General features: G+C 71.4%; 21 protein-coding genes. 16 read left to right on the top strand and 5 right to left on the bottom strand.

What is annotated here, in order from left to right; all coding sequences use genetic code 11:
* Positions 1 to 35: 35 nt before the first annotated feature.
* Complete coding sequence (locus ABD286_RS16965; RefSeq protein ID WP_344195642.1) at positions 36 to 1,565, bottom strand: 1,4-alpha-glucan branching protein domain-containing protein; 1,530 nt, start codon at positions 1,563 to 1,565, stop codon at positions 36 to 38.
* A gap of 51 nt (positions 1,566 to 1,616) precedes the next feature.
* Between ABD286_RS16965 and arfB the strand changes: the two genes are divergently transcribed.
* Complete coding sequence (arfB, locus tag ABD286_RS16960) at positions 1,617 to 2,102, top strand: alternative ribosome rescue aminoacyl-tRNA hydrolase ArfB (RefSeq protein WP_344195640.1); 486 nt, start codon at positions 1,617 to 1,619, stop codon at positions 2,100 to 2,102.
* Positions 2,103 to 2,143: 41 nt separating this feature from the next.
* Here arfB and ABD286_RS16955 read toward each other — a convergent pair whose 3' ends face one another.
* Positions 2,144 to 2,908: a class I SAM-dependent methyltransferase gene (locus ABD286_RS16955; protein ID WP_344195638.1), complete on the bottom strand. Its 765-nt coding sequence runs from the start codon at positions 2,906 to 2,908 to the stop codon at positions 2,144 to 2,146.
* 134 nt (positions 2,909 to 3,042) lie between these two features.
* Here ABD286_RS16955 and ABD286_RS16950 point away from each other — a divergent pair, with 134 nt between their 5' ends.
* From ABD286_RS16950 to ABD286_RS16935, 4 genes are all read left to right on the top strand, one after another.
* Positions 3,043 to 3,825: an electron transfer flavoprotein subunit beta/FixA family protein gene (locus tag ABD286_RS16950; RefSeq protein ID WP_344195636.1), complete on the top strand. Its 783-nt coding sequence runs from the start codon at positions 3,043 to 3,045 to the stop codon at positions 3,823 to 3,825.
* A gap of 32 nt (positions 3,826 to 3,857) precedes the next feature.
* The gene (locus ABD286_RS16945; RefSeq protein WP_344195634.1) at positions 3,858 to 4,817 is read left to right on the top strand and encodes an electron transfer flavoprotein subunit alpha/FixB family protein; all 960 of its coding nucleotides are present in this window, start codon (positions 3,858 to 3,860) and stop codon (positions 4,815 to 4,817) included.
* Positions 4,818 to 5,063: 246 nt separating this feature from the next.
* On the top strand, positions 5,064 to 7,445 hold the full coding sequence (locus ABD286_RS16940) for a molybdopterin cofactor-binding domain-containing protein (RefSeq protein WP_344195632.1): 2,382 nt from the start codon (positions 5,064 to 5,066) through the stop codon (positions 7,443 to 7,445).
* A gap of 9 nt (positions 7,446 to 7,454) precedes the next feature.
* Complete coding sequence (locus ABD286_RS16935) at positions 7,455 to 7,931, top strand: (2Fe-2S)-binding protein (RefSeq protein WP_344195630.1); 477 nt, start codon at positions 7,455 to 7,457, stop codon at positions 7,929 to 7,931.
* A gap of 148 nt (positions 7,932 to 8,079) precedes the next feature.
* Here ABD286_RS16935 and ABD286_RS16930 read toward each other — a convergent pair whose 3' ends face one another.
* Positions 8,080 to 9,531: a S8 family peptidase gene (locus tag ABD286_RS16930; protein WP_344195628.1), complete on the bottom strand. Its 1,452-nt coding sequence runs from the start codon at positions 9,529 to 9,531 to the stop codon at positions 8,080 to 8,082.
* Positions 9,532 to 9,714: 183 nt separating this feature from the next.
* On the opposite strand from ABD286_RS16930, the gene ABD286_RS16925 reads away from it, so the two are divergent.
* The 5 genes from ABD286_RS16925 (at position 9,715) to ABD286_RS16905 (ending at position 14,423) form a co-directional block, all read left to right on the top strand.
* On the top strand, positions 9,715 to 10,902 hold the full coding sequence (locus ABD286_RS16925) for a cysteine desulfurase family protein (RefSeq protein WP_344195626.1): 1,188 nt from the start codon (positions 9,715 to 9,717) through the stop codon (positions 10,900 to 10,902).
* Positions 10,902 to 11,987 carry a tRNA 2-thiouridine(34) synthase MnmA gene (gene mnmA / locus ABD286_RS16920; protein ID WP_344195624.1) on the top strand — a complete coding sequence of 362 codons (1,086 nt, stop codon included), beginning with the start codon at positions 10,902 to 10,904 and terminating at the stop codon, positions 11,985 to 11,987. Before ABD286_RS16925 ends, mnmA begins: the two co-directional genes overlap by 1 nt.
* Before the next feature lie 5 nt (positions 11,988 to 11,992).
* Positions 11,993 to 12,262 (top strand): MmcQ/YjbR family DNA-binding protein, encoded by a 270-nt coding sequence (locus ABD286_RS16915; RefSeq protein WP_344195622.1) that lies wholly within the window; start codon positions 11,993 to 11,995, stop codon positions 12,260 to 12,262.
* Positions 12,263 to 12,397: 135 nt separating this feature from the next.
* Entirely contained in the window at positions 12,398 to 13,384 is a 987-nt protein-coding gene (locus ABD286_RS16910) for a uroporphyrinogen decarboxylase/cobalamine-independent methonine synthase family protein (protein WP_344195620.1), read from the top strand.
* 7 nt (positions 13,385 to 13,391) lie between these two features.
* Positions 13,392 to 14,423 carry a DMT family transporter gene (locus ABD286_RS16905; RefSeq protein ID WP_344195618.1) on the top strand — a complete coding sequence of 344 codons (1,032 nt, stop codon included), beginning with the start codon at positions 13,392 to 13,394 and terminating at the stop codon, positions 14,421 to 14,423.
* Positions 14,424 to 14,498: 75 nt separating this feature from the next.
* Here ABD286_RS16905 and ABD286_RS16900 read toward each other — a convergent pair whose 3' ends face one another.
* Positions 14,499 to 15,998, bottom strand: a complete 1,500-nt coding sequence (locus ABD286_RS16900) for a long-chain-fatty-acid--CoA ligase (protein WP_344195616.1) — start codon at positions 15,996 to 15,998, stop codon at positions 14,499 to 14,501.
* A gap of 179 nt (positions 15,999 to 16,177) precedes the next feature.
* Between ABD286_RS16900 and ligA the strand changes: the two genes are divergently transcribed.
* The 3 genes from ligA (at position 16,178) to ABD286_RS16885 (ending at position 20,351) form a co-directional block, all read left to right on the top strand.
* The gene (ligA, locus tag ABD286_RS16895) at positions 16,178 to 18,355 is read left to right on the top strand and encodes an NAD-dependent DNA ligase LigA (protein ID WP_425565415.1); all 2,178 of its coding nucleotides are present in this window, start codon (positions 16,178 to 16,180) and stop codon (positions 18,353 to 18,355) included.
* A gap of 1 nt (position 18,356) precedes the next feature.
* Positions 18,357 to 18,827 carry a mycothiol transferase gene (locus tag ABD286_RS16890; RefSeq protein ID WP_344195612.1) on the top strand — a complete coding sequence of 157 codons (471 nt, stop codon included), beginning with the start codon at positions 18,357 to 18,359 and terminating at the stop codon, positions 18,825 to 18,827.
* A 129-nt stretch (positions 18,828 to 18,956) separates the two neighbouring features.
* A complete protein-coding gene (locus ABD286_RS16885; RefSeq protein ID WP_344195610.1) occupies positions 18,957 to 20,351 on the top strand; it encodes an alpha/beta hydrolase family protein in 1,395 nt (464 codons plus the stop codon).
* Positions 20,352 to 20,361: 10 nt separating this feature from the next.
* Here ABD286_RS16885 and ABD286_RS16880 read toward each other — a convergent pair whose 3' ends face one another.
* Positions 20,362 to 21,105, bottom strand: a complete 744-nt coding sequence (locus tag ABD286_RS16880) for a FadR/GntR family transcriptional regulator (RefSeq protein ID WP_344195608.1) — start codon at positions 21,103 to 21,105, stop codon at positions 20,362 to 20,364.
* A gap of 156 nt (positions 21,106 to 21,261) precedes the next feature.
* On the opposite strand from ABD286_RS16880, the gene ABD286_RS16875 reads away from it, so the two are divergent.
* From ABD286_RS16875 to prfB, 3 genes are all read left to right on the top strand, one after another.
* On the top strand, positions 21,262 to 21,789 hold the full coding sequence (locus tag ABD286_RS16875) for a gluconokinase (RefSeq protein WP_344195606.1): 528 nt from the start codon (positions 21,262 to 21,264) through the stop codon (positions 21,787 to 21,789).
* A complete protein-coding gene (locus tag ABD286_RS16870; protein ID WP_344195604.1) occupies positions 21,786 to 23,186 on the top strand; it encodes a GntP family permease in 1,401 nt (466 codons plus the stop codon). Before ABD286_RS16875 ends, ABD286_RS16870 begins: the two co-directional genes overlap by 4 nt.
* Before the next feature lie 134 nt (positions 23,187 to 23,320).
* On the top strand, positions 23,321 to 24,436 hold the full coding sequence (gene prfB / locus ABD286_RS16865) for a peptide chain release factor 2 (protein WP_344195602.1): 1,116 nt from the start codon (positions 23,321 to 23,323) through the stop codon (positions 24,434 to 24,436).
* Positions 24,437 to 24,466 lie beyond the last annotated feature (30 nt).

Genomic DNA, 24,466 nt, shown 5'->3' with positions numbered 1-24,466 from the left:
TCCGGCTCGACCACCCGGCCGGGCCGCCGGATCGGTCAGCGGGGACGCAGCCGGGCGTCGAGCGCGGGGAAGGTCCAGTCGTGCCGGGCCTGCCGCCGCGTCTCGTCCAGCGCGCCGGCCGCGTCCTGGTCCTCGACGAGCTGGGCGAGCCGGTGGAAGTCGGCGCGGTGCTCCTGCGCGCGGCGCAGCGCGTAGTCGACGGACTGACCGCGCGAGACGAGGAAGGCCCAGTCGCTGGACAGCGCGTTCCACAACGTCATGAGCAGCTGGTCGAGGTCGGGGCGACGGTTCCCGACGCGCCCCGCGGATCTCTCACGCTCGACGAGGGCGAGCCAGCGGTGCTGCATCCACAGGTTCTCGTCGGCGATCTGCGCGACTGCTGGTCCGTCCCAGACCGAGAAGTCCTTTCCTGCGCCCCACGAGCCGGCGCCGAGCTCCAGCTCGCCGGCGACGTGCCGGCCGTCGTCGCGAGCGAGGGCGTTCTCGAGCGTGTCGACGCGGATGTCGTTGGCCCGCAATGCCCGCAGCGCACGACCCAGAAAGGTCGGGCCCTCGTGCCACCAGTGACCGAAGAGCTCGGTGTCGTAGGCGGCCACGACCAGCGCTGGTCCGCCCGTCGCGGCGTGGGCCTGCTCGAGCCTGGCACGGACCGCGTCGACGAAGTGCGCGACGTCCCGGTCCACCTGGGCCGAGGCTGCGTCCGTGTCGTACGGCGCGGGGCTGCCGTCGTGCCCGCGACCCACCGCCCACAGGCGGATGCCGGTGAACTCCTCGCGGGCATGGAAGTCGCGGTACGCCGCGGCCGCCGGGTACCCGGTCCGGGAGGACCACACGAGGTTGGTCACGTCGAGGTCGCGGGGGACCGCGACCACGTCGGTGCCCTTCACCCGCCAGGCGGCATGGGGGTGGCCCCCCGCGTCGCGGACGAGCTGCTCGTCGACCACGAAGTGGCCCACCCCGGCAGCGCTGAAGGCGGGAGCCAGGGACAGTGCCCAACCGCACTCGGGGGACCAGATGCCTCGGGGCCGCTCGCCGAGACGCCAGGTGCTGTCGGACAACCCCGACTCGAGGGCCAGGGCGGCCACCTCGGGCAGCAGCAGGGGAAGGAACGGGTGCGCAGCGGGACCACCGAGCAGCTCGACCACACCAGCGTCGCGCAACGACCTCAGCACCGGTGAGCCGCCCCCGCTCCACCGGATGGCGAGCAGGCGCTCGACCCTGCCCGCGGCGGCATACTCCCTCGTCGCGGCGGCTCGTCGCACGGGGTCGGCGTCGAAGCCCAGCTCCCTGGCCCGCTGCTGGGACAGCCCGACCCACGTCCCGACGTCGCGCCGCATCCTCGGGTGGTCGAGCTGGGCCGCCAGCACCGGGGTGACGCCGAGCGTGAGGACGTCGCGATGTCCCTCTGCGGCAAGGGAGTCCAGCTCTGCCACGAGCGGGACGTAGGACTCGGCCCACGCCTGCGACAGCCACTCCTCGCCCAGCGGCCACACCCCGTGGCCCGGCAGCCACGGCAGGTGGGAGTGCAGGACGAGACAGAACGTGCCCGGCACCGGTGAGGTCACGAGGGAGCAGTCTGCCGTACCCCCTGCGCGCTGCTGTGGTGGAGTGGGTGCGTGACGACGCCCTCCGCCAGCCGGCCCCAGCCCGGAGCCGCGCTGGCGGTGCCGCCGGGCCCCGGCCTGCCGCAGGGCCTGCGCATCGACGCCGGCGAGCTGGTCGAACGGTTCTCCCGGTCGTCCGGGCCGGGGGGCCAGGGCGTCAACACCACCGACAGCCGCGTCGAGCTCGAGTTCGACCCCTCGACCTCGACGGCCGTGGCCGCCCTGCCCGAGCGGGTGCGCGAGCGGCTGCTGGAGCGGCTCTCGACCCACCTCGTCGGCGGTCGGCTGATGGTGGTCGCCTCGGAGCACCGCGCGCAGCGCCAGAACCGCGTCGCCGCCCGCAAGCGACTGGTCACGCTGATCCGCGAGGCGGCGGCGCCCGACCCGCCGCCGCGCCGGGCCACGCGACCCACGATGGGGTCGAGGCGCCGACGCCTCGACTCCAAGAAGCGGCGCGGGCAGCTCAAGGCAGGCCGCCGCTCCACCGGGGACGCCTGACTGCAGCCCGTGCCTGACGGGGACCGCAGCGAGGACCGGTCTCAGGCCGCGGTGAGCACGGCGACGAGGTCGAGGCAGTCGTCGTCCGGCTCGCCGACCACGAAGTCCGTGGCGGTCGTCGAGACCACCGCCTCGCGCAGCTCCTCGCCCCAGCCCCCGGGAGGGGAGGCCAGGGCGTGCGTCAGCGACCCGTGCGACGCCTCCCAGGAGCGCAGCCGCTCCCCGAGGTGCAGGCCGACGACCTGCACGCGCCAGCCCGGCAGCCAGGCCTCCAGCTCGACCTGGAGCTCCGCCGCGTCGTACTCGCGGGAGTGGTAGGCGTTCGTCGGCGCCGCGTGGCGACCGAGCCCGGGGGAGAAGGTCAGCCGGTTCGGCGTCGACAGAACGACCACCCCGCCCGCGCCGGTGACGCGCGCCAGCTCTGCGACGTACTCCCACGGGGTCCACAGGTGCTCGAGGACCTGCAGGGACACCACCAGGTCCGCGACGGCGTCGCCGAAGGGGAGCGCGGTCAGGCCGGCCCGGACGTGTGCAGCCTGCTCGCCCCCGTAGGTGCGCGCCGCGTGGGCAGTGGCCACGGGGTCGTAGTCGACCCCGATCACGCGCGTGTCCGGCCACGCGCCGCGGAGCAGGGCCGCGCCGTACCCCTCGCCGCAACCGGCGTCGAGGACGACGCGGGGCGCGGTGGGCACCCAGCGCGGGAGGGCGGCATACGCGGCCTCGTGGCGTCGGAACCAGTGGTTCTCGTGCCACACGCCGGGCACGGTGCGTTCGCCGGTGATGGCCAGTGGTGCTGGTGTGTCCACGGTCACCTCCTGACGACTGCGAGGCGCACCCGTGGTGAGCGTCACGCGGCGCGGGTGTGCCCTCCACGAGGGCGGACTGTAAGGATGGCACCTGACCTCATCTCATTCCCTACCTGGAAGAGGACGATCAGCGCATGAACATCGTCGTCTGCGTGAAATACGTTCCGGACGCACAGTCCGACCGCACCTTCAACGACTCCGACAACACCACCGACCGCGTGGGTGTCGACGGACTGCTGTCCGAGCTCGACGAGTACGCCGTCGAGGAGGCCCTCAAGATCGTCGAGGCCGGCGAGGGAGAGGTCACCGTCCTGACGGTCGGCCCCGACCAGGCCGCCGACGCCCTGAAGAAGGCCCTGCAGATGGGCGCCCACAAGGCCGTCCACGTCAATGACGACGCGATCCACGGGTCCGACTCCGTGGCCACCTCGCTCGTCCTCGCGGAGGCCGTGAAGAAGATCGGGACGCCCGACCTCGTCATCACCGGCATGGCCTCGACCGACGGCACGATGAGCGTCGTCCCGGCGATGCTGGCCGAGCGACTCGGCCTGCCGCAGGTGACGTTCGCCTCCGAGCTGACCGTCGACGGGTCCACCGTGACGATCCGCCGCGACGGCGACGCCGCGTCCGAGACCATCGTCGCCTCGCTGCCGGCCCTCGTCTCCGTGACCGACCAGATCAACGAGCCGCGCTACCCCTCGTTCAAGGGGATCATGGCCGCGAAGAAGAAGCCCGTGGAGCAGTGGTCGCTCGCCGACCTCGGCGTCGACGCCTCGCTCGTCGGCCTCGAGGCCGCCTGGACCAAGGTCGAGTCGTTCACCAAGCGCCCCCCGCGCGAGCAGGGCCAGATCGTCACCGACGAGGGTGACGGCGGCGCCAAGCTCGCCGAGTTCCTGTCCGCGCAGAAGTTCGTCTGAGCCGGCCAGAAGCAGAAGGAAAGGAACACCCCATGGCTGAAGTACTCGTCCTGGTCGACCACGCGAACGGCACCGTCCGCAAGACCACCGCTGAGCTCCTGACCATCGCCCGCCGCCTCGGCGAGCCCTCTGCCGTCTTCGTCGGCGAAGGCTTCGACGCGGCCAAGGAGGCGCTCGCGAAGTACGGCGCGGAGAAGGTCTACCGCGTGGAGTCCGCCGACGTCACCGACCACCTCGTGGCCCCGCAGGCCGAGGTGCTCGCGCAGCTCGTCGCCTCGGCCTCGCCGGCCGCCGTGCTCATCCCGAGCAACTCCGCCGGCAAGGAGATCGCCGCCCGCCTCGCGATCAAGACCGAGTCCGGTCTGATCACCGACGCCGTCGACGTGCAGGCGGGTGAGGGCGGTGGCGTGACGACGACGCAGTCCGTCTTCGCCGGCTCCTACTCGGTCACCTCGACCGTCACCAAGGGCACCCCGATCGTCACCGTGAAGCCCAACTCCGCTGCTCCCGAGGAGCACGCCGGGGCGGCGGCCGACGAGGTCGTCTCGATCGAGGTCTCCGAGGCCGCGAAGGGCGCGAAGATCACCGAGTCCAAGCCCAAGGAGGCCACCGGCCGCCCCGAGCTGACCGAGGCCGCCATCGTGGTCTCCGGTGGTCGCGGCACCGGCGGCGACTTCTCCAAGGTGGAGGACTTCGCCGACAGCCTCGGTGCCGCCGTCGGTGCCTCGCGCGCCGCCGTCGACGCCGGCTGGTACCCGCACACCTCCCAGGTCGGCCAGACCGGCAAGCAGGTCTCGCCGCAGCTCTACGTCGCGTGCGGCATCTCCGGCGCCATCCAGCACCGCGCCGGCATGCAGACGTCCAAGACGATCGTCGCCATCAACAAGGACGAGGAGGCGCCGATCTTCGAGCTCGTCGACTTCGGCGTCGTGGGCGACCTCTTCTCGGTCCTGCCGCAGGCCACCGACGCGGTCAAGACCGCACGGGGTTGATGACAGCGCGCTGACTCCCGCTCGACCCCTGTTCGAAGGGCCCCCGACCACGCCGGTCGGGGGCCCTTCGCCGTATGGCGCGTGGGCGCCATACGTGGAATGTCCGGTATGTGGACCTCCACCAATCCGGGGCCCGACCGGGACCGAATCGGGAGAAACCAGCACGCGGGGGGCCCGCTGCGCGGGTCCCGTGGAGGTCGCACCGTCGCGACGTCATGTGCACAGCCCGGTGAGAGGACCCTGTCGATGACGACCGTGCCCGCCCAGCCCGACCAGCCCGATCCGTGGGAGCCGGAGCAGCAGCCACCGGCAGCACCCTCGGACCCATCGCCCGACGCGAGGCGTGGACTGTCCCGTCGCGGGTTCATGGGGTACGTCGTGGCCGGGGCGACGCTGGTCGTCGCCGCCGACCTCACCACGGGGGCACAGCCGGCCGCCGCCGCGGTGCCGAGCGCGCCCCAGATCCCGGAGGTCTTCGACCTCGGTGACCTCCAGACGAAGTCGGCGCTGCCGACCTCGCAGCTCATCACCATCACCCTCGACGAGGACGGCGTCGCGCGCTTCGCGATCCCGCGCATGGAGGTCGGCCAGGGCATCACCACGGCCGCAGCCATGCTCATCGCCGAGGAGCTCGACCTCCCGCTCGACAAGGTCGAGGTGACGCTGGCACCCGCCCGTCCCGAGCTGGTCTTCAACCAGCTGACCGGCGGGTCGAACACGATGGAGTCGATGTACACCCCGATCCGCGTCGCCGCCGCGGTGGCCAAGGGTCGGCTGCTGGCGGCGGCCGCGACGTTCCTCGGCGCGCAGGTGTCCTCGCTCACCGCGAAGCAGGGCATCATCACCGACGCCCTGGGTGGTCGGGCCACGTACGGCGAGCTCGCCACCCTGGCGGCCAGCGCCGAGACGGTGCCGGTGAAGGTCAACCTGAAGTCGCGGTCGTCGTTCCGCGTCGTCGGCACCCCGCAGAACCGCGTGGACGCCCGAGCCGCCGTCACCGGCGCCAAGAAGTTCACGCTGGACCTCGACGTGCCGGACGCCCTGCCGACGATGGTCTGTCGCCCGCCGACGCTCAACGGCTCACCTCGCAGCGTGCAGAACCTCGCCGCCGTCCGGGCCATGCCGGGAGTCACCGACGTCGTGGTCGTCGAGACCGGGGTCGCCGTCCGCGCGGCGACGTTCGGCCAGTGCATCGACGCCGTCCGCGCGCTCGAGGTGTCGTGGAATGGCGGCACGGTCGAGGGCGAGTCCGACGAGTCGATCCTGCGCAAGCTCAAGGCTGCCGAGCTGCCCATGGCCGTGCCGAAGGTGCCGTTGCTCGCCAGGACGCTGGACTTGCGGTTCGAGTTCATGTTCCGCAGCAGCGCGGCCCTCGAGCCCAACTGCGCCATCGCCGACGTCCGGGGCGGCAGGGCCACGGTCTGGGCCGGTCTCAAGTCGCCGATCGTGGCCCAGCGCAACATCGCCGACGCCCTCGGCCTGCCCCAGACCAGCGTCGAGGTCAACGTCGTCACGGGCGGAGGATCGTTCGGGCACAAGCTCTTCGGCGACGCGGCCATCGAGGCGGCCAAGATCTCCAAGGCGATGGGCAAGCCCGTCAAGCTCTTGTGGCACCGCGCCGACGAGCCCCGCCAGGGGCGGGTCCACCCGATGGCGACGTCGCGGATCCGGGCGACGACGCTGGGGTCGGAGGTGCTGACGTTCGAGCAGCGCCACACGAGTGTGGAAACGGACTTCTCGCACGGTCTCGGCGAGAGGCTCACGGCCATGGCGGCCGAGCTCCCGGCGGGGCTGGGCAACCTCGGGTTCGCCCAGTCGATCTTCACGCTCACCCAGGAGCTGCCCTACAACTTCGGGGTCGTCACCCAGCTGCTCAACGAGGTCGAGACCGGCTTCAACACCGGCAGCATGCGCAACATCTACTCACCCGACGTCGCCTGCGCCAACGAGCTGTTCATCGACCAGCTGGCGAAGCGGATGGGCAAGGACCCGCTCGCGTTCCGGTTGGCGTTCCTCAAGAACGAGCGCGTCAAGGCCTGCCTGCGCAAGGTCGCCGAGGCCGGGCAGTGGGGCCGGGCGATGCCCGCCGGCACGGCCCAGGGGATCGCGATCCACTCGGAGTACAAGGGTGCGACGGCGGTGCTCGTCGAGATCGACTGCCGCCCCGCGACCGTCGACCGGAAGATCCGCGACGCGGTCACCGGGCCACGGGTCACCAAGGCTGTCGTCGCGATCGACGCCGGACTGGTGATCAACCCTCGTGGGCTCGAGGCGCAGATGATGGGCGGCGTCTCCGACGGCATCGCCTTGGCCCTGACGAGCAGCAACCACCTCGAGGACGGGCACTTCCTCGAGGCCAGCTGGGACAACTACTTCTACACCCGGCAGTGGAACGTCCCGCCGACCTTCGAGTGCATCGTCATGCCGTCGGACCGCGACCATCCCGGCGGGGCGGGGGAGGCCGGGGTCGCGGCCTCGGTGGCGGCCACGGCCTGCGCGTACGCCCGAGCCACCGGCACCGTGCCCACGAGGTTCCCCGTCAACCACGGCACCGTCGCCTTCACCCCCAAGTCCTTCGTCCCCCCGGTGCCGGCGTCGCCCACCGACGGCCTGTCCCACACCTACTGAGGAGCACCCATGGCACAGCACACCTTCACCGTGAACGGCGAGTCCGTCACCGTCGACGTGGCCGACGACGTGCGGCTCCTGTGGGTCCTGCGCGACGTCCTCGGCTACACCGGACCCAAGTACGGCTGCGGCATCAACGTCTGCAAGGCCTGCACCTCCCACATCAACGGCAAGGCGTTCAACCCGTGCGCCGTCCGCGTCGGTGACCTCACCGAGTCCGACGAGGTCACGACCATCGAGGGCCTCGCCGACACCGTCGACGGCGACCTGCACCCCATGCAGGAGGCGTGGCTCGAGCGTGACGTCGCGCAGTGCGGCTACTGCCAGCCCGGCCAGATCATGGCCGCGGTCGCACTGGTGAGGAAGGTGCGCGCCGAGGGTCGGGAGATCACCGACGCCGACCTCGACGCCATCCGCAACGTCTGCCGCTGCGGCACCTACAACCGCATCCGCGAGGCGGTCCGGGACGGCGCAGCCCGGATGTGAGCGTGGGCCGTGCGGTGTTGCCCCGCCGCGCTGCTCACCCCGCACCTCCTGCACGCACCGCATACGGCGCCCACGCGCCATACGCACGAACGCCCCGGACCACGCGCGGTCCGGGGCGTTCGGCGTCATCCGCCGGGCTGGGGGGTCGTCAGCGGATGGCACCCGCAGCAGCCACGACGTCGACGAGGCCGTGGCCCTTGTCGAAGCTCGTGGTGCCGTTCGTACCGGCCTCGTAGGCCGCGCCGTCGGTGTACTTGTAGGCGGTCGACTCGATGGCCGCCTCGATCTGGGCCGGGGTCGCCGACGGGTTCGCCTGGAAGAGCTGGGCGACGATGCCGGAGATGTGCGGCGTGGCCATCGAGGTGCCGCTGATGGTGTTGTAGTCGCCGCCCTCCTTCGGGTCCAGGCCCGTGGTGCAGATCGGGAGGTAGATGCGGCAGGAGCTGGTGATGTCCTCACCCGGGGCGGAGATGTCGGGGTAGGTGGACTGGTCGCCACGCTTGCCTCGGCTGGAGAAGTCGGAGACGGTGCCGTTGCGCGTACCGGTGTTCTGGTCGAAGTAGGACGCGACGGACAGGATGCCCGGGGTCGGGTCCATGCCGGGCGGGTTGGACAGCGACTCGGAGCCGTCGCCACCGTCGTTGCCGTTGGCCCAGACCGTCACCACGCCCTCCTTGACGAGCTCACGCTGGAGCTTGACCGTCGCGGAGTTGGGGTCGAAGGCGCCACCACCGGTGGGGCCGTAGGAGTTGCTCGTCACCTTGATCGGCGGGCACGTGCTCGCGGGAACACCTGCGCCGCAAGGGGCGTCGTGGTTCTCGAGCACCCAGTTGAGGGCGGCGTCCGCACCGATGATGAACAGGACGGCGCCCGTGCTGATGCTGACGAGGCTGGAGCCGGGAGCGGCGCCGTGCATCTTCGTGCCGTCGGACAACGTCACGTCGCGACCGGCGACGGTGCCGTTGACGTGCATGCCGTGACCACCGACGGAGAGCAGGTCCGTGTCGAGCGGGCCGGCGTCGACCGGGGCGCAGGTGCTCTCGGTGAGCGGCTCGCAGACCATCTTGAGGTTCTTCACCACGGCCGACGTGCCGTCGGCGTTCTGCAGGAAGGGGTGGCTCGGGTCGACGCCGGAGTCGATCACGGCGACCGAGACGCCCTTGCCGTCGAGCTGGGTGCCGTCGGCGCCGGAGAGGGTGTTGCGGGCCTCGTCGCCACGCGTGGCGATGTTGCTGGTGGCCATGGTGAGCTCGATGGGCTGGTTGCCCTCGACGTAGGTGACGCCCGACTCGCCGCGCACGGCCTGGACCTGGGCGGGGAGCCCGGTCGCGACGACGACGCCGATCTTGTCGAACGTCGTCACCGACTTCATGCCGGCGGCGGCGACGGCTCGCTCGGCAGCGGCGGTGTCGGTGCCGTGCACGAGCACGGTGGTGGGGGTGGCGGACTGGAGCGTGCCCAGCTGTGAGGAGAGCCAGGGCTGGACGGGGGCGAGCGAGTCGCCCGACGGGAGCAGGCCGGCGGAGGCCGGAGCGGCCAGGGCCACGGTGGCCAGGGCCGCGGCAGCGATGGCTGCCCGGGTACGTGTCACGGTGCGCATGGGATCCCTTTCGAGGAGCGACCAGCATCGGTGGTGGTCTGCCGTATGCCGTGTGCAACGACGGCGTGCACGGCGCGGTTACGCGGGGGCAGGTCAAGGGAGGGTCAAGAAACATCGGCGCACCCCGATCCGCCAGGCGGGCGGGCGAGGGGCGCGCTCGCCGTCGACGCGTAAACTTCGTGGGTGCCCGCCTACCTCGACCACGCCGCCACCACGCCGATGCTGCCGTCGGCGGCTGCGGCGATGGCGGAGCAGCTGGCGGTCACGGGCAACGCGTCGTCGCTGCACACGAGTGGCCGCCTCGCGCGCCGCGTCGTCGAGGAGTCCCGCGAGCGCATCGCCAAGGCGCTCGGCGCCCGCCCGTCCGAGGTGGTCTTCACCTCCGGGGGCACCGAGTCCGACAACCTCGCGGTCGCAGGCACGTGGGAGGCCCGTCGCGACGCCGACCCGGCCCGGATCCGCATCGTGGCGAGTGCCGTCGAGCACCACGCCGTCCTCGACTGCACCGACCACCTCGTGGCCCACGAGGGCGCCAAGGTCACCTGGGTCGATCCCGACCCGGCCGGTGTCATCACCGTCGACGCGGTCCGCGCCGCGATCGAGGAGGACCCGGACTCGGTCGCCCTCGTCACCGTGATGTGGGCCAACAACGAGGTGGGCACCATCCAGCCCGTCGCCGAGCTGGCTGCCCTGAGCCACGAGTTCGGGATCCCGTTCCACTCCGACGCCGTGCAGGCCGCCGGGCACGTCCCCGTGGATTTCGCTGCGTCCGGGGTGGACCTCATGACCGTCACCGGCCACAAGGTCGGCGGCCCCCTCGGTATCGGCGCGCTCGTCGTCCGCCGTGACGCCAAGGTCGTGCCGCAGACCTACGGCGGTGGCCAGGAGCGCCAGATCCGCAGCGGCACGCTCGACGTCCCCGCCATCCGGGCGTTCGCCGTCGCCCTCGAGGAGTCGGTCGCCGCCCTGCCGGCGGAGACCGCGCGGCTCGTCGCGCTGCGCGACCGACTGGTCACCTCGGCGCAGGCGCTGCCCTACGCGATCACGGTGACGGGTGCGTGGGAGGCAGGCGACGCCATACGTCGCCTGCCGGGCAACGCCCACCTGCTCGTGCCGGGCTGCGAGGGTGACTCGTTGCTCTACCTGCTCGACGCGGCGGGGGTGGAGTGCTCGACCGGGTCGGCGTGCCAGGCGGGCGTTCCCCAGCCGTCGCACGTCCTGCTGGCCATGGGCATCCCCGAGAGCTCGGCGCGTGGTGCGCTGCGGCTCACCCTCGGCCACACCTCGACAGACGCCGATGTCGACGCGGTCCTCGCCGCGCTGCCCGCCGCCGTCGAGCGGGCCCGCCGGGCCAGCGGGGTGGCCGGCTGATGCGCGTCGTCGCGGCCATGTCCGGGGGAGTGGACTCCGCCGTCGCCGCCGCCCGGATGCTCGACGCGGGGCACGAGGTCGTCGGGGTGCACCTCGCGCTGTCGCAGAGCGCCGCGACGCTGCGCGAGTCCGCGCGTGGCTGCTGCACGATCGAGGACGCGGGAGACGCGCGCCGGGTGGCCGACATGCTCGGGATCCCCTTCTACGTCTGGGACATGGCGGCGCGGTTCAAGCGCGACGTCATGGAGGACTTCGTCGCTGAGTACTCGGCCGGGCGGACCCCCAACCCCTGCCTGCGCTGCAACGAGAAGATCAAGTTCTCGGCCCTCCTCGACAAGGCCGTGGCGCTCGGGTTCGACGCGGTGGCCACGGGGCACTACGCCCAGATCCGCACCGGCTCCGACGGTGGTCGCGAGCTGCACCGCGCGGTCGACATGGACAAGGACCAGTCCTACGTCCTCGGGGTGCTCGATGCCGAGCAGCTGTCGAGGGCGTTCTTCCCGCTCGGTGACACCACGAAGCCCGAGATCCGTGCAGAGGCGAAGGACCGCGGGTTCTACATCGCGTCCAAGCCGGACTCCCACGACATCTGCTTCATCGCCGACGGCGACACCCGCGGCTGGTTGACGTCCCGCCTCGGCGAGCAGGCCGGCGACATCGTCGACGCGGCCTCCGGTGAGGTCGTCGGTGCGCACGCCGGCTCCTACGGCTACACCGTCGGCCAGCGACGCGGTCTCGGCCTGCCGCGCTCGAGCCAGGACGGCGAGCCGCGCTACGTCGTCGGGGTCGACGCAGCGACCAACACCGTCACCATCGGCACCTCGGACCTGTTGGGGGTCAACGCGATCCGCGGCGACCACGCCCGCTGGTGCGGCGCCGCCCCGGAGGGTGTCGTCTCCGTCGGCGCCCAGGTCCGGGCCCACGGCGAGGAGGTGCCCGCCCAGGCGTGGGCCTCGGGTGATGACGTCGAGGTCCGGTTGTCCACCCGCATGCGGGGCGTCGCGCCCGGACAGTCCGTGGTGCTCTACGAGGGCACGCGCGTGGTCGGTTCGGCCACCATCGCCCAGAGCTGGCTGGAGCGCTGACCGGTATGGCGCCGGGAGAGGTGCGCGCAGGCCGGGAGATCCGTCCCGGGACGCCGCTGGACCGGCTCCGCTCGCTCTGCGTCGCCTACCCCGGCACAGATCAGCGGGCGTCGCACGGCGAGCCCGTCTGGTTCGCGGGCGGCAGGAAGATGTTCGTCATGACGTCCCAGCAGCACCACGACGACCGGGTCGGGTTCTGGGCCGCAGCGCCCGAAGGGGTGCAGGGTGCGCTGGTCGCCCCCAAGCGCCTGATCGCCCAGCACGACGCCGCCTGATCGGCCTCCGTCGGCCCGCTTCGGGTGCCTGGACGGTCGGAATTCCGACCGTCCAGGCACCCAAAGCGGTGAGCGAGGAGCAGGGCCGGCCGAGGTGGTCAGGAGGTGTCACCGGCGCGGTCTAGAGTCGGGGCCGTGGCTCGCGCAACTGGTATCGGCTCCCTTCCCGGCACCGACATCCGGGAGGCCCTGCGAGGGGTTCGCGAGATCCTCGCCGTGGACGAGCACCTGCCCTACCTCCCCGAATTGCCTGCCCGTGGGCCCGGCGCCGACATGATCGGTCGCGCAGCGGGACTGCTCGTCGACCTGCACGTCGACCTCCAACCGGCCGGCTGGCGCCTGGTCGAGCGACCCGGCCACGACGCCTCGAGGACCGGGGCGCTCCTGCGCGAGGACCTCGACGAGCTGGCGGAGGCGTTCGACGGTTGGGAGGGCGAGCTCAAGCTCCAGTGCGCCGGCCCGTGGACCCTGGCCGCCACCCTCGAGCTCACCCGGGGCGAGAAGGTCCTCGTCGACCCCGGCGCCGTCCGCGACCTGACGGGGTCGCTGGCCGACGGGGTCCGCGTCCACCTCGACACCGTGCAGCGACTCGTCCCCGGCGCCCGGCTGGTGCTCCAGGTCGACGAGCCCTCCCTCCCGGCGGTGCTCGCCGGGCGCCTGCCGACCGCGTCGGGGTACGGCAGCCTGCGCGCCGTGGACCCCCAGCGCGCGATGAACGGACTCCGCGAGGTGCTCGCCGCGGCCGGCGAGCGGGCGACGGTCGTGCACTGCTGCGACCGCGCCATACCGCTGCCGCTCCTGCGGGCCACCGGTGTCGGTGCGGTCGCGCTCGACGTCACCGACCTCACCCCGCAGCGGTGGGAGTCCATCGCGGCGACCACCGAGCAGGGCGTCGCCCTGTGGGCCGGGTGCCTGGCGACCGACGGCTCGAGCACGTCCAAGGGAGCGGCCCAGGTCGTCGAGCGCGGCTGGTCCGACGCCGGGCTCTCGCCGAAGGGGTTGGCCGACCTGGTCGCGACCCCGACCTGCGGCCTGGCCGGACTCACACCGCAGGGGGCCTGGAGCGTTCAGAGGAAGGCGGTCGAGGTGGCCGCCGAGTGGACCGAACGAGCCGAGAGCTGACCCACCGATGACCAGCACGCCCCGCACGACCAACACCCCCGTGGCAACCGGATCGGGATCCCCGACGCAGCCCCCTGCCGGCCGGACGACGACGCGCGTGCCGTGGCAGGCGAAGTACCTCCTGCTCTCGCTCATCTGGGGCTCGAGCTTCCTGCTCATGAAGGTCGGCCTGCGCACCCTCGCGCCGCTCCAGATCTCCGGGCTGCGCATCTACGCCGGCACGCTCACCCTGCTGGCCCTCCTCACCCTCACCGGGGGACGGCTGCCGCGGGAACGCCGGACCTGGGCGCACCTGACGGTCTCCAGCGTCTTCCTCACGGTCCTGCCGTTCAGCCTCTTCGCGCTGGGCGAGGAACGCGTGTCGTCGGCGCTCGCGGGCATCGGCAACGCCACCACGCCCATCGCCGCACTCTTCTTCGCCCTCCTGCTGCTCCCCAGCGACCGGCTCTCGCCACGCAAGCTGGCCGCCGTGCTCATCGGGTTCGTCGGCGTCGTGGTGATCACCCAGCCGTGGGAGTCCTCGGGGCGCCCGGACCTGCTCGGCTTCGGGATGACCCTGGTCGCCGGCGCCTGCTACGGGCTGGGCTGGACCTACAACCGTCGCTACCTCGGCGGCGCCGACCTGGGGGGCCTGTCCATGCCGACCGCGCTGCTCGTGGTCGGGTCGGTACTCATGGCGCCGGTGATCCTCGGGTGGTGGGCGCTGCACCGCGACACGTATGCAGCGCCGTGGAGCGGGCACGCCGACCCCACCGGTGGTGGGTGGTTGACGCCGCTGCTGTGCGTCCTCGCGCTGGGCGTCGTGGGGACGGGGCTGGCGTACATGCTCCAGTTCGACGTCGTCCGGGGCGCCGGTGCGACGGTCAGCACCACCGTGACCTACCTGATCCCGGTCGTCTCGGTCGTCCTCGGCGTCCTCGTCCTCGACGAGCACCTCGCCTGGCCGCAGCTGCTCGGAGCGGCGATCGTCCTGGTGTCGGCCGTGGTCATCGGGCTGCCGACGCGGCGCCGGACGCGTTCGGCGGGCTCAGCGCTCTGAGCGTCCACGAACCGCCTCACCATGGGGCGCCGGGCGGTTCGTGGACGGTGACGCGGAGATCCCGCGACGCGGTGGTCAGGCGGAGGGCTTGTGCACCTCGCGCCTGAGGATCTTGCCGGTCGCTCCCTTGGGCAGCTCGTCGACGGCCCAGATGTGCCGCGGGTACTTGTAGGCGGCGATCTTCGACTTCACGAACTCCTGCACGTCCTCCAGGGTCGCCGTGGCACCGGGCTTGAGCGCCACCGCCGCGCCGACGTCCTCGCCGAGCAGGTCGTCGGGCACGGCCACGACAGCCGCCTCGAGCACGTCGGGGTGCTCGTACAGCACCTCCTCGACCTCGCGCGGGTACACGTTCATGCCGCCGCGCAGGATCATGTCCTTCTTGCGGTCGACGATGGTGAAGTACCCCTCGTCGTCCACGGTGGCGAGGTCGCCGGTGCGGAACCAGCCGTCCGGGATCGCCTCGGCGGTTGCCTCCGGGTTGCGCCAGTAGCCCTTCATGACGTTGTCGCCGCGGATCGCGATCTCGCCGACCCCGTCGCCGGGCGGCACGTCGTTGCCGTCGAGGTCCACGAGCTTCATCTCGCAGCCGGGGATCGCGACACCGATGGTGCCCGGCTTGCGCTCGCGGGTCGGCATGTTGAACGACGCGACGGGGGAGGTCTCGGACAGCCCGTATCCCTCGAGGATGACGCAGCCGAACTTGTCCTCGAAGGCCTTCATCACCTCGTGTGGCATCGCCGAGCCTCCCGAGCAGCAGGTCCGCAGCGATGTCGCGTCCATGGCGTCCGAGTCCGGGTGGTTGAGGATGGCGGCATACATGGTGGGCACGCCCATCATGATCGTGACCTTCTCGTCGTTGATGACCTTGATGGCCTCTGCGGGGTCGAAGCGCGGGATGAGCGCGAGCGCGGCTCCGGCGATCACCGCCGCGTTGAGCCCGACCACCAGCCCGAACACGTGGAACAGCGGCAGGCACCCCATCACCACGTCGTCGCCGGTCGTCTCCTGGATGTCGACGGCGCTGCGGTAGGCGTTGAGGTGGATGTTCTTGTGCGTGAGCTCGGCGCCCTTGGGGCGACCGGTGGTGCCGGAGGTGTAGAGGACGATCGCGGTGTCGTCGTCGTCGCGCTCGGTCGGCTCGGCGATCGGCTTGCCGTCCTCGATCGAGCCCTCGTCGGGGCCGAGCGGCCCGCACTGCACGATCCGGGTGCCGGAGTTCTTGGCCCCTTCGGTCGCCTCGGCGACGAAGTCCGGCCAGACGAACGCCACCTTCGCGCCGGAGTTGCTGAAGAAGAAGTCGATCTCGCCCGACTTGAGCAGCGGGTTCATCGGCACGACGACGGCGCCGGCGAGCAGCGAGCCGAAGAACACGACGGGGAACGCCGGGACGTTGGGCAGGATGATCGCCACCCGGTCTCCCGGCTCCACGCCCGCAGCCCGCAGCGACCCGGCCACCTTGGCCGCCATGGCGTGCAGGTGGGCGTAGCTCAGGTCGTTGCCCCTGAACTTGATGGCTGCCTGGTCGGGCGTCTTCTGTGCCGTGGTGACCAGGTTGGTCGCGAGGTTCGTCATCGAGGGCTCCGCATCGTCGGGGAACGTGGTCCGCTCATCCTTGCTGCTCCCGCGGGGTTTGGCCACGGGGCAGGCTCGGGTGGGCGTGGGTGTGCCGCGTGCGCGGCTACCCGGCCAACGCCGAACCCACCGGGGGAGTGCCGCTTCCCGCACCCACGCCGTCGGTGGGGTGCGGCAGGATGACCTTCGTGAGTGAGATCGTCTCGAGCAGCGTCCCCGACCAGGCCCGCCACGAGTGGACCGAGCTCGCCGAGCAGGCGAGTGCGGCGCAGTTCGCGTACCACGTGAAGGACGCGCCGACGATCAGCGACGGCGAGTACGACGCCCTGATCCGCCGGCTCACCGACCTCGAGGAGGAGCACCCCGAGCTCCGCAGCCCCGAGAGCCCGACCCAGCAGGTGGGGGGAGCGGTGTTCAGCACCGACTTCCAGGCCGTCGACCACCTCGAGCGGATGCTGTCGCTCGACAACTGCTTCTCTCCGGAGGAGCTGGCGGCGTGGGCCGCGCGGGTGACGCGTGACTCCGGGACCACCGACTTCCACTACCTGTGCGAGCTCAAGATCGACGGCCTCGCCGTGAACCTCCTCTACGAGAAGGGCCGCCTGGTACGCGCCCTGACCCGTGGTGACGGCCGCACGGGTGAGGACGTGACCCACAACGTGCGGACGATCGACGGCATACCCCACCAGCTGGCCGGCAGCGACCACCCGGCGCGCGTCGAGATCCGCGGTGAGGTGTTCTTCCCGATCGAGGGGTTCGCCGACCTCAACGCCTCGCTCGTCGAGGCGGGCAAGCCGCCGTTCGCCAACCCGCGCAACTCGGCAGCAGGGTCGTTGCGGCAGAAGGACCCCCGTGTCACGGCGAGCCGTCCGCTGCACATGCTCGTCCACGGCATCGGGTTCCGCGAGGGCCTCGACCTGACCCGGCAGTCCCAGGCCTACGAGCTGCTGCGCGAGTGGGGGCTGCCGATCTCGAGCCACTTCAAGGTCGTCGACACGATCGAGGAGGTGCAGGCGTTCGTCGAGCACTTCGGTGAGCACCGGCACAGCGTCGAGCACGAGCTCGACGGCATCGTCGTCAAGGTCGACGAGGTGAGCGTCCAGCGCCAGCTGGGGTCGACGTCACGCGCCCCGCGCTGGGCGATCGCGTACAAGTACCCGCCTGAGGAGGTCAACACCAAGCTGCTCGACATCCAGGTCGGGGTCGGGCGGACTGGTCGCGTGACGCCGTTCGGGGTGATGGAGCCGGTCCTCGTCGCCGGGTCCACGGTCGAGCGCGCGACCCTGCACAACGCTGACGAGGTGCGCCGCAAGGGCGTCCTCATCGGCGACACCGTCGTGCTGCGCAAAGCCGGTGACGTGATCCCCGAGATCCTCGGCCCGGTGGTCGAGCTCCGTGACGGCAGCGAGCGCGAGTTCGTCATGCCGACGCACTGCCCGTCGTGCGGCACCGCGCTCAAGCCCGAGAAGGAGGGGGACAAGGACATCCGCTGCCCCAACGCCCGCACCTGTCCCCACCAGCTGCGCGAGCGGCTCAACGGGCTGGCCGGGCGGGGGGCGTTCGACATCGAGTCGCTGGGCTGGGAGGGCTCGATCGCGCTGCTGGAGTTCGGCGTGCTCGAGGACGAGTCCGGGCTGTTCTCGTTGGGGGAGAAGGAGATCGCCCAGGTTCCGCTCTTCACCCGTGCAGCGAAGAAGACGGACCCGGAGGACGAGGTCGTCGACGGGCGCGTCCTGTCCGCCAACGGCAGGCGTCTGGTCGAGAACCTCCAGCAGGTCAAGGACCAGCCCTTGTGGCGGGTCATCGTCGCGCTGTCGATCCGCCACGTCGGTCCCACCGCGGCCCGGGCGCTGGCCCAGCACTTCGCCTCGATGGACAAGATCCGGGCGGCCAGCCTCGAGGAGCTCGCCGCCGTCGAGGGTGTCGGCGGCGTGATCGCGGAGGCGGTGCGCGAGTGGTTCGACGCCCCGGGCAACGACTGGCACGTCCGCATCGTCGACCGCTGGGCGGCCGACGGGGTGCGCATGGAGGACGAGCGCGACGAGTCGGTCGAGCAGACCCTCGCCGGACTCACCATCGTCGTCACCGGGTCGCTCGAGGGGTTCTCCCGCGACGAGGCCAAGGAGGCGATCTTGTCCCGCGGCGGCAAGGCCTCCGGCTCGGTGTCGAAGAAGACCGACTACGTCGTCGTGGGGGAGAACGCCGGGTCCAAGGAGGAGAAGGCCCGCGAGCTCGGCCGACCCATCCTCGACGAGGCCGGGTTCCGCCGGCTGATCGAGGACGGCCCCGCACCCGAGGCTGCCGAGGGCCCGTCGGGGGCCACGTCCTCCGACGACGAGACGTCCGAGGACGCCTGACGTGATCGACGAGCAGACCTACCTGCGGTTCTGCGACGAGGCCCTGGTCGGGATGCGCGACATGGTCCTGGAGCTCGGCGACGACCTCGCGAACACGCGACCGGACCTCCCCGGGGCCAACACGCCCTACGCCATCCTGACCCACTGCCTGGCCGTCGTCGCGCGCTGGGCCTCCACGGTCAACCTCGGCGAGATCGTCCCGCGGGACCGCGACGCGGAGTTCGTGGCGATCGGCCCGGTCGCCGCCCTGGCCGCCGACACCGACCGCACGCGCGTGGCGTTGCGGGACTGGGTGGCCCGATCCCACCCGCGATCGGCTCCGGCCAACCCGACGCCGGGTCGCCAGGACTGGTACGCCACCACCCAGGGTGGCGTGCTCTTCCACGTCTACGAGGAGCTCGCCCAGCACCGCGGTCACCTGGAGCTCACCCGCGACGTCCTGCTCGCGGCGCAGTCACACCCGGAGTCCTGACCACCCGCGGTGGCGGCAGACGTCCGAGGAGGTCAAGAGGGAGGTCGAGACAAGGCACACGCCATACGCCCTGTTTGTGTGACTCACCCACATTGAGCAGGCACGTCGTGGGGGCGAAGCATGAAGGGCATGCGCCCGACAATGACGTCACGCCGGCGGATCGCCGCCCTCGCCACCACCGCCACCCTCGCCCTCGTGGGTGCGTTGGCCACCGCCGCCCCCGCCTCGGCGGACAAGCCACAGAGCGGGCACTGCGCCCGCCAGTCCAAGGTCAAGGTCCCGGGGGCGGAGGTCCAGAAGGTCGCCTGCCTCGGCGACCTCACCACCGCCGGCACCGTGAAGACCGGACACACGAACCCCAACGACTGGGCGGGGCTGCACGCCGCCGGCACGGTCAACCCGAATGGGGTCCCCGGGATCCAGGTCGACGGCTACTTCCCGGACACCTCGACGACCAACGCCAACAACGGGTGGAACCACGACTCGCAGTTCGTGCTGCGCATCCCGGACCACTGGAACGGCGGCCTGGTCGTCAGCGGCGCCCCGGGCGTTCGCGGGCAGTACGCCAACGACTTCATCATCAGCGACTACGTCCTGAGCAAGGGCTACGCCTTCGCCTCCACCGACAAGGGCAGCACCGGTGCCGCGTTCTACCGCGACGGCAGCACCCCGGGCGGCTCGATCCGCGAGTGGAACTCCCGCGTCACGGAACTGACCGTCGCCGCGAAGACGACGCTGAAGAAGGTCTACGCCAAGGCGCCGAAGCGCACCTGGATGGTCGGCATCTCCAACGGCGGCTACCTCACGCGCTGGCAGCTGGAGAACCGTCCCGACCTCTACGACGGTGGCGTCGACTGGGAGGGCACGCTGTTCCGGTCCGAGGGCCCGAACCTGTTCACCTACCTGCCGACGGCGCTGAAGAACTACCCGAAGTACGCCGCCACGGGTGACCAGGCTGCGCACGACGCGATGATCGCCGCCGGGTTCGCCCCCGGGTCGGAGTTCCTCTGGGCGTTCCACTACTCCTACTACTGGGACCTCACGCAGCGGATCTACCGGGAGGAGTTCGACCCCGGGTGGGACGGCGCCCTCGATGCCGGTGTCCCGTTCTGCGCCAGCGGCACCCCGCACTGCGACGCGGACTACGACTACGCGTCCCGTCCCCAGTCGGTGAAGGACGCGGTGGAGTCGGTCTCGCTCACCGGCAAGATCGGCAAGCCGATGATCACGCTGCACGGGACGCTGGACACCCTGCTTCCCCCGGCGACCGACTCCGACGTCTACGACGACCTCATCGAGAAGGCGGGCTCCGGCGCGCTGCACCGGTACTACTCGGTGGAGGACGGCACCCACACCGACGGCCTCTACACCGCCTACCCGACGCAGCTGCGTCCGCTGCTGCCCTGCGCCCGCAGCGCGTTCGACTCGCTGACGGCCTGGGTGGAGCGGGGTACGCCGCCGCCGGCCGAGGGCTTCGTCGCCCGCCCGAGCGGTGGTGACCTGCTCAACACCTGCGCCCTCTGAGCGCAGCAGCTCAGTCCGCGGCGGTCTCCTCGGTGTCGTCCGAGGCTGCCGCCGCGGTGCCGCGTACGGCGTCGCTCGCCTCTTCGATGATCGCGGTCATCGCGGCCGAGGCTGCGGCGCCGTCACCGGAGCCGATGGCCTGGGCGACGTCTCCGTGCAGCCGGATCGCGACGGGGTTGGGGCGTGCCGGCATGAGGTCGTGGTGGGTGCGGCCGGAAAGCACCTCGGCGACCACGGTCGACAGTGCCGCCAGCATCTCGTTGCCCGAGGCCTCGAGCATGGTCGCGTGGAAGACCTGGTCCGCCTTGAGGTACGCCTCGAGGTCACCCGCCTTGGCGTGCACGGTCATCTGCATGACGGCGCCGACCATCGCGCCGCACTGCTCCGGCGTGGCCCGCTCGGCGGCGAGCTCGGCGGCCACGGGTTCGAACCCACGCCGCAGCTCACCGAGCGAGACGAGCTGCTCCTCGCGGTCCGGGCCGTCCAGGCGCCACCGGATGACGCGCGGGTCGAACACGTTCCACTGGTTCCGGGGGCGGACCCGCACCCCGAGCCGGCGCCGGGTCTCGACCAGCCCCATCGACTCGAGCACGCGCACCGCTTCGCGGACGACCGACCGGGAGACGCCGAACCGCTCGTCGAGCTGGTCGATGCGCACCACCGACCCGACGGCCGTGGTCCCCGAGACGATCTCCTGCCCCAGCGCGTCGAGGACGCTCGCGTGCAGGCCCGGGCCGTGCGCGTCGGTGCTCATGCGCCCAGCGTGCCAGACGCAGCCTCGTGAGACTCACGGGACCAATAAGGCAGATTTAATTTCTCCAAACACTTGTCAAACCAGATCTGATCAGCGACTCTGGATGACGCCAGCCTCGCCGTCGAGCTGCGAGCACCGGACAAAGGAGTCGCGGAGATGACCACCCCCACCAGCCCACCCCTCGTCGTGATGATGGGGGTGTCAGGCTCCGGGAAGACAACCGTGGGAGCAGCCCTCGCGCAGCGGCTACGGGTGCCGTTCGCCGACGCCGACGACTTCCACCCCCCGGAGAACATCGCCAAGATGGCTGCCGGCATCCCGCTCGACGACACCGACCGCGGGCCCTGGCTTCACACCATCGCCGCCTGGCTGGGGGAGCACGCCGCCACCGGCGGCGTGGCGAGCTGTTCGGCGCTGAAGCGCGCCTACCGCGACATCCTCACCTCCGTCGCGCCGCAGACCGTCTTCGTCCACCTGCACGGTGACCGGGACGTGCTCGCCGAGCGCGTGGCCGGTCGACCCGGGCACTTCATGCCCGCTGCGCTCATCGACTCCCAGTTCGCCACCCTCGAACCCCTTCAGGCCGACGAGGTCGGCCAGGCCCTCGACGTCGCCCAGTCCGTCGACACCCTCGTCGAGCAGTCGCTCGACGTCCTCGCCTCGAAAGGTGCGTCGCTCGCATGACCACTGACCTGTTCTCGTTCTTCGCACCCGCCGTGGCGGCTGCCGACGTCCCGGACATCCCGGCCGCGCGCCTCGTCCCGGCCGCCCTGATCGGCATCGCCGTGATCGTCCTGCTCATCACGAAGTTCAAGCTGCACCCGTTCCTCGGCCTCACCCTCGGCTCGCTGACGGTCGGCGCCATCGCCGGCGTCGCCATGAGCGACGTCGTCGCCAGCTTCACCAAGGGCTTCGGCTCCACCGCTGCCAGCGTCGGCACCCTGATCGCCCTCGGTGCGATGTTCGGCAAGCTGCTCGCCGACTCCGGGGGAGCGGACGAGATCGTCGACACGATCGTCGGACGGTCGTCGGCCCGCTCGCTGCCGTGGGCGATGGCCGGCGTGGGCGCCCTCATCGGCCTGCCCATGTTCTTCGAGATCGGCCTCGTCCTGCTGATGCCGGTGATCTTCCTCGTCGCCCGTCGCTCCGGCCTGTCCGTCATCAAGGTCGGCATCCCCGCGCTCGCGGGTCTGTCCGCCATGCACGGCCTCGTGCCGCCGCACCCCGGACCGCTCGTGGCCATCGACGCCCTCAAGGCCAACCTCGGCATCACCCTCGCCTTCGGTGTCCTCGTCGCCCTGCCGACCATCGCCATCTCCGGGCCGCTCTTCGCACGGTTCGCCGGTCGCTGGGTCGACGTCCCGGCCCCCGAGCTGTTCGGCACCGACGAGGACCGCGAGGCGCGGGCGAAGCGCCCGTCCTTCGGCGTCACGCTCTTCGCCGTCCTCACGCCCGTCGTCCTGATGATGGGCAAGGCGCTCGCCGACATCTTCGTCGCCTCCGAGGACAACCCGCTGCGCAAGGCGCTCGACTTCGTGGGCACCCCGCTCGTCGCCCTGCTCATCGCCGTCATCGTCGGCATGTTCACCCTGGGCCGTGGCGCCGGCATGGGCACCAAGCAGCTGTCGAGCTCGCTGGAGAAGTCGCTCCCGCCGATCGCCGGCATCCTGCTCATCGTCGCCGCCGGCGGTGGCTTCAAGCAGACGCTGGTCGACACCGGCATCGGTGGCCTCGTCGCCGACTGGGTGCAGAACAGCGGCCTGTCGGTCCTGCTCCTCGCCTGGATCGTCGCGGTCCTCATCCGGCTCGCCACCGGCTCTGCGACCGTCGCCACCGTGACCGCCTCGGGCATCCTGGCCCCGCTCGCCGCCGGCATGAGCACCTCCGAGGTGTCGCTGCTGGTGCTCGCGATCGGCGCCGGCTCGGTGTTCTTCTCCCACGTCAACGACGCCGGCTTCTGGCTGGTCAAGGAGTACTTCGGCCTCACCGTCGGCCAGACCATCAAGTCCTGGTCGCTGATGGAGACCGTGCTCTCGGTGTCCGGCCTGGTGTTCGTCCTGCTGCTCGGCCTGGTCGTCTGAGCGATCGACCCGGAGCAGGACGGGTATGGCGCGCGGCCCCGGCCGCGCGCCATACCTGCGTCCGGGGGTGTGCGTCCGGGGGCCGTGACGGCGCCGGTCGGCGTCCGGCAGTCGGTGCCATAGAGTTGGTGCTCGTGGCCGTCGACTTCCAGCAAGAGATCAAGAACCTCCGCACCACCATGGACTCCGTCCGTGAGGTGACCGACCTCGCGGCGCTGCAGGAGCAGATCACCGACCTCGAGGCCAAGGCCTCCGCGCCGGACCTCTGGGACGACCCCGATGCCGCGCAGGTGGTGACCTCGGCGCTGAGCCGGGCCAACTCCGAGCTCGAGCGCGTCAAGAGCATGGACTCGCGCATCGACGACCTCGAGGTGCTCGTCGAGATGGGCACCGAGGACGGTGGCGACGCCGCGACGATGGCCGAGGCCGAGCGCGAGCTCGTCTCCCTGCAGAAGGCCGTCGGCGAGCTCGAGGTCCGCACGCTGCTGTCGGGGGAGTACGACGAGCGCGCCGCCGTCATCACCATCCGCGCCGGAGCCGGTGGCGTGGACGCCGCCGACTTCGCCGAGATGCTCATGCGCATGTACCTGCGCTGGGCCGAGCGCCACCAGTACCCCGCCCAGGTGATGGACACGTCCTACGCCGAGGAGGCCGGCCTGAAGTCCGCCACCTTCGAGATCAACGTGCCCTACGCCTTCGGCAACCTCTCGGTCGAGGCCGGCACCCACCGCCTCGTGCGGATCAGCCCGTTCGACAACCAGGGCCGCCGCCAGACGAGCTTCGCCGCCGTCGAGGTCATCCCGCTCATCGAGCAGACCGACTCCATCGAGATCCCCGAGAACGAGATCAAGGTCGACGTCTTCCGCTCCAGCGGCCCCGGTGGCCAGAGCGTCAACACCACCGACTCCGCGGTCCGCATGACGCACATCCCCACCGGGATCGTCGTGTCGATGCAGAACGAGAAGTCCCAGATCCAGAACCGCGCCGCTGCCCTGCGCGTCCTGCAGTCCCGCCTGTTGCTGCAGCGCCAGGCCGAAGAGGCCGCCGAGCGCAAGGAGATGGCCGGCGACGTCAAGGCCAGCTGGGGCGACCAGATGCGCTCCTACGTGCTCCAGCCGTACCAGATGGTCAAGGACCTGCGGACCGAGTTCGAGGTCGGCAACCCCTCCGCGGTCTTCGACGGCGACATCGACGGCTTCATCGAGGCCGGCGTGCGGTGGCGCAAGGAGCAGCAGAAGGCTGCCGAGTAGGCCGACACCGCCCGACCGGGCGCACCGGGG

Source organism: Pedococcus aerophilus (assembly GCF_039532215.1).
Taxonomy (GTDB): Bacteria; Actinomycetota; Actinomycetes; order Actinomycetales; family Dermatophilaceae; genus Pedococcus; species Pedococcus aerophilus.
This window is presented reverse-complemented; position numbering and strand designations above follow the sequence as displayed.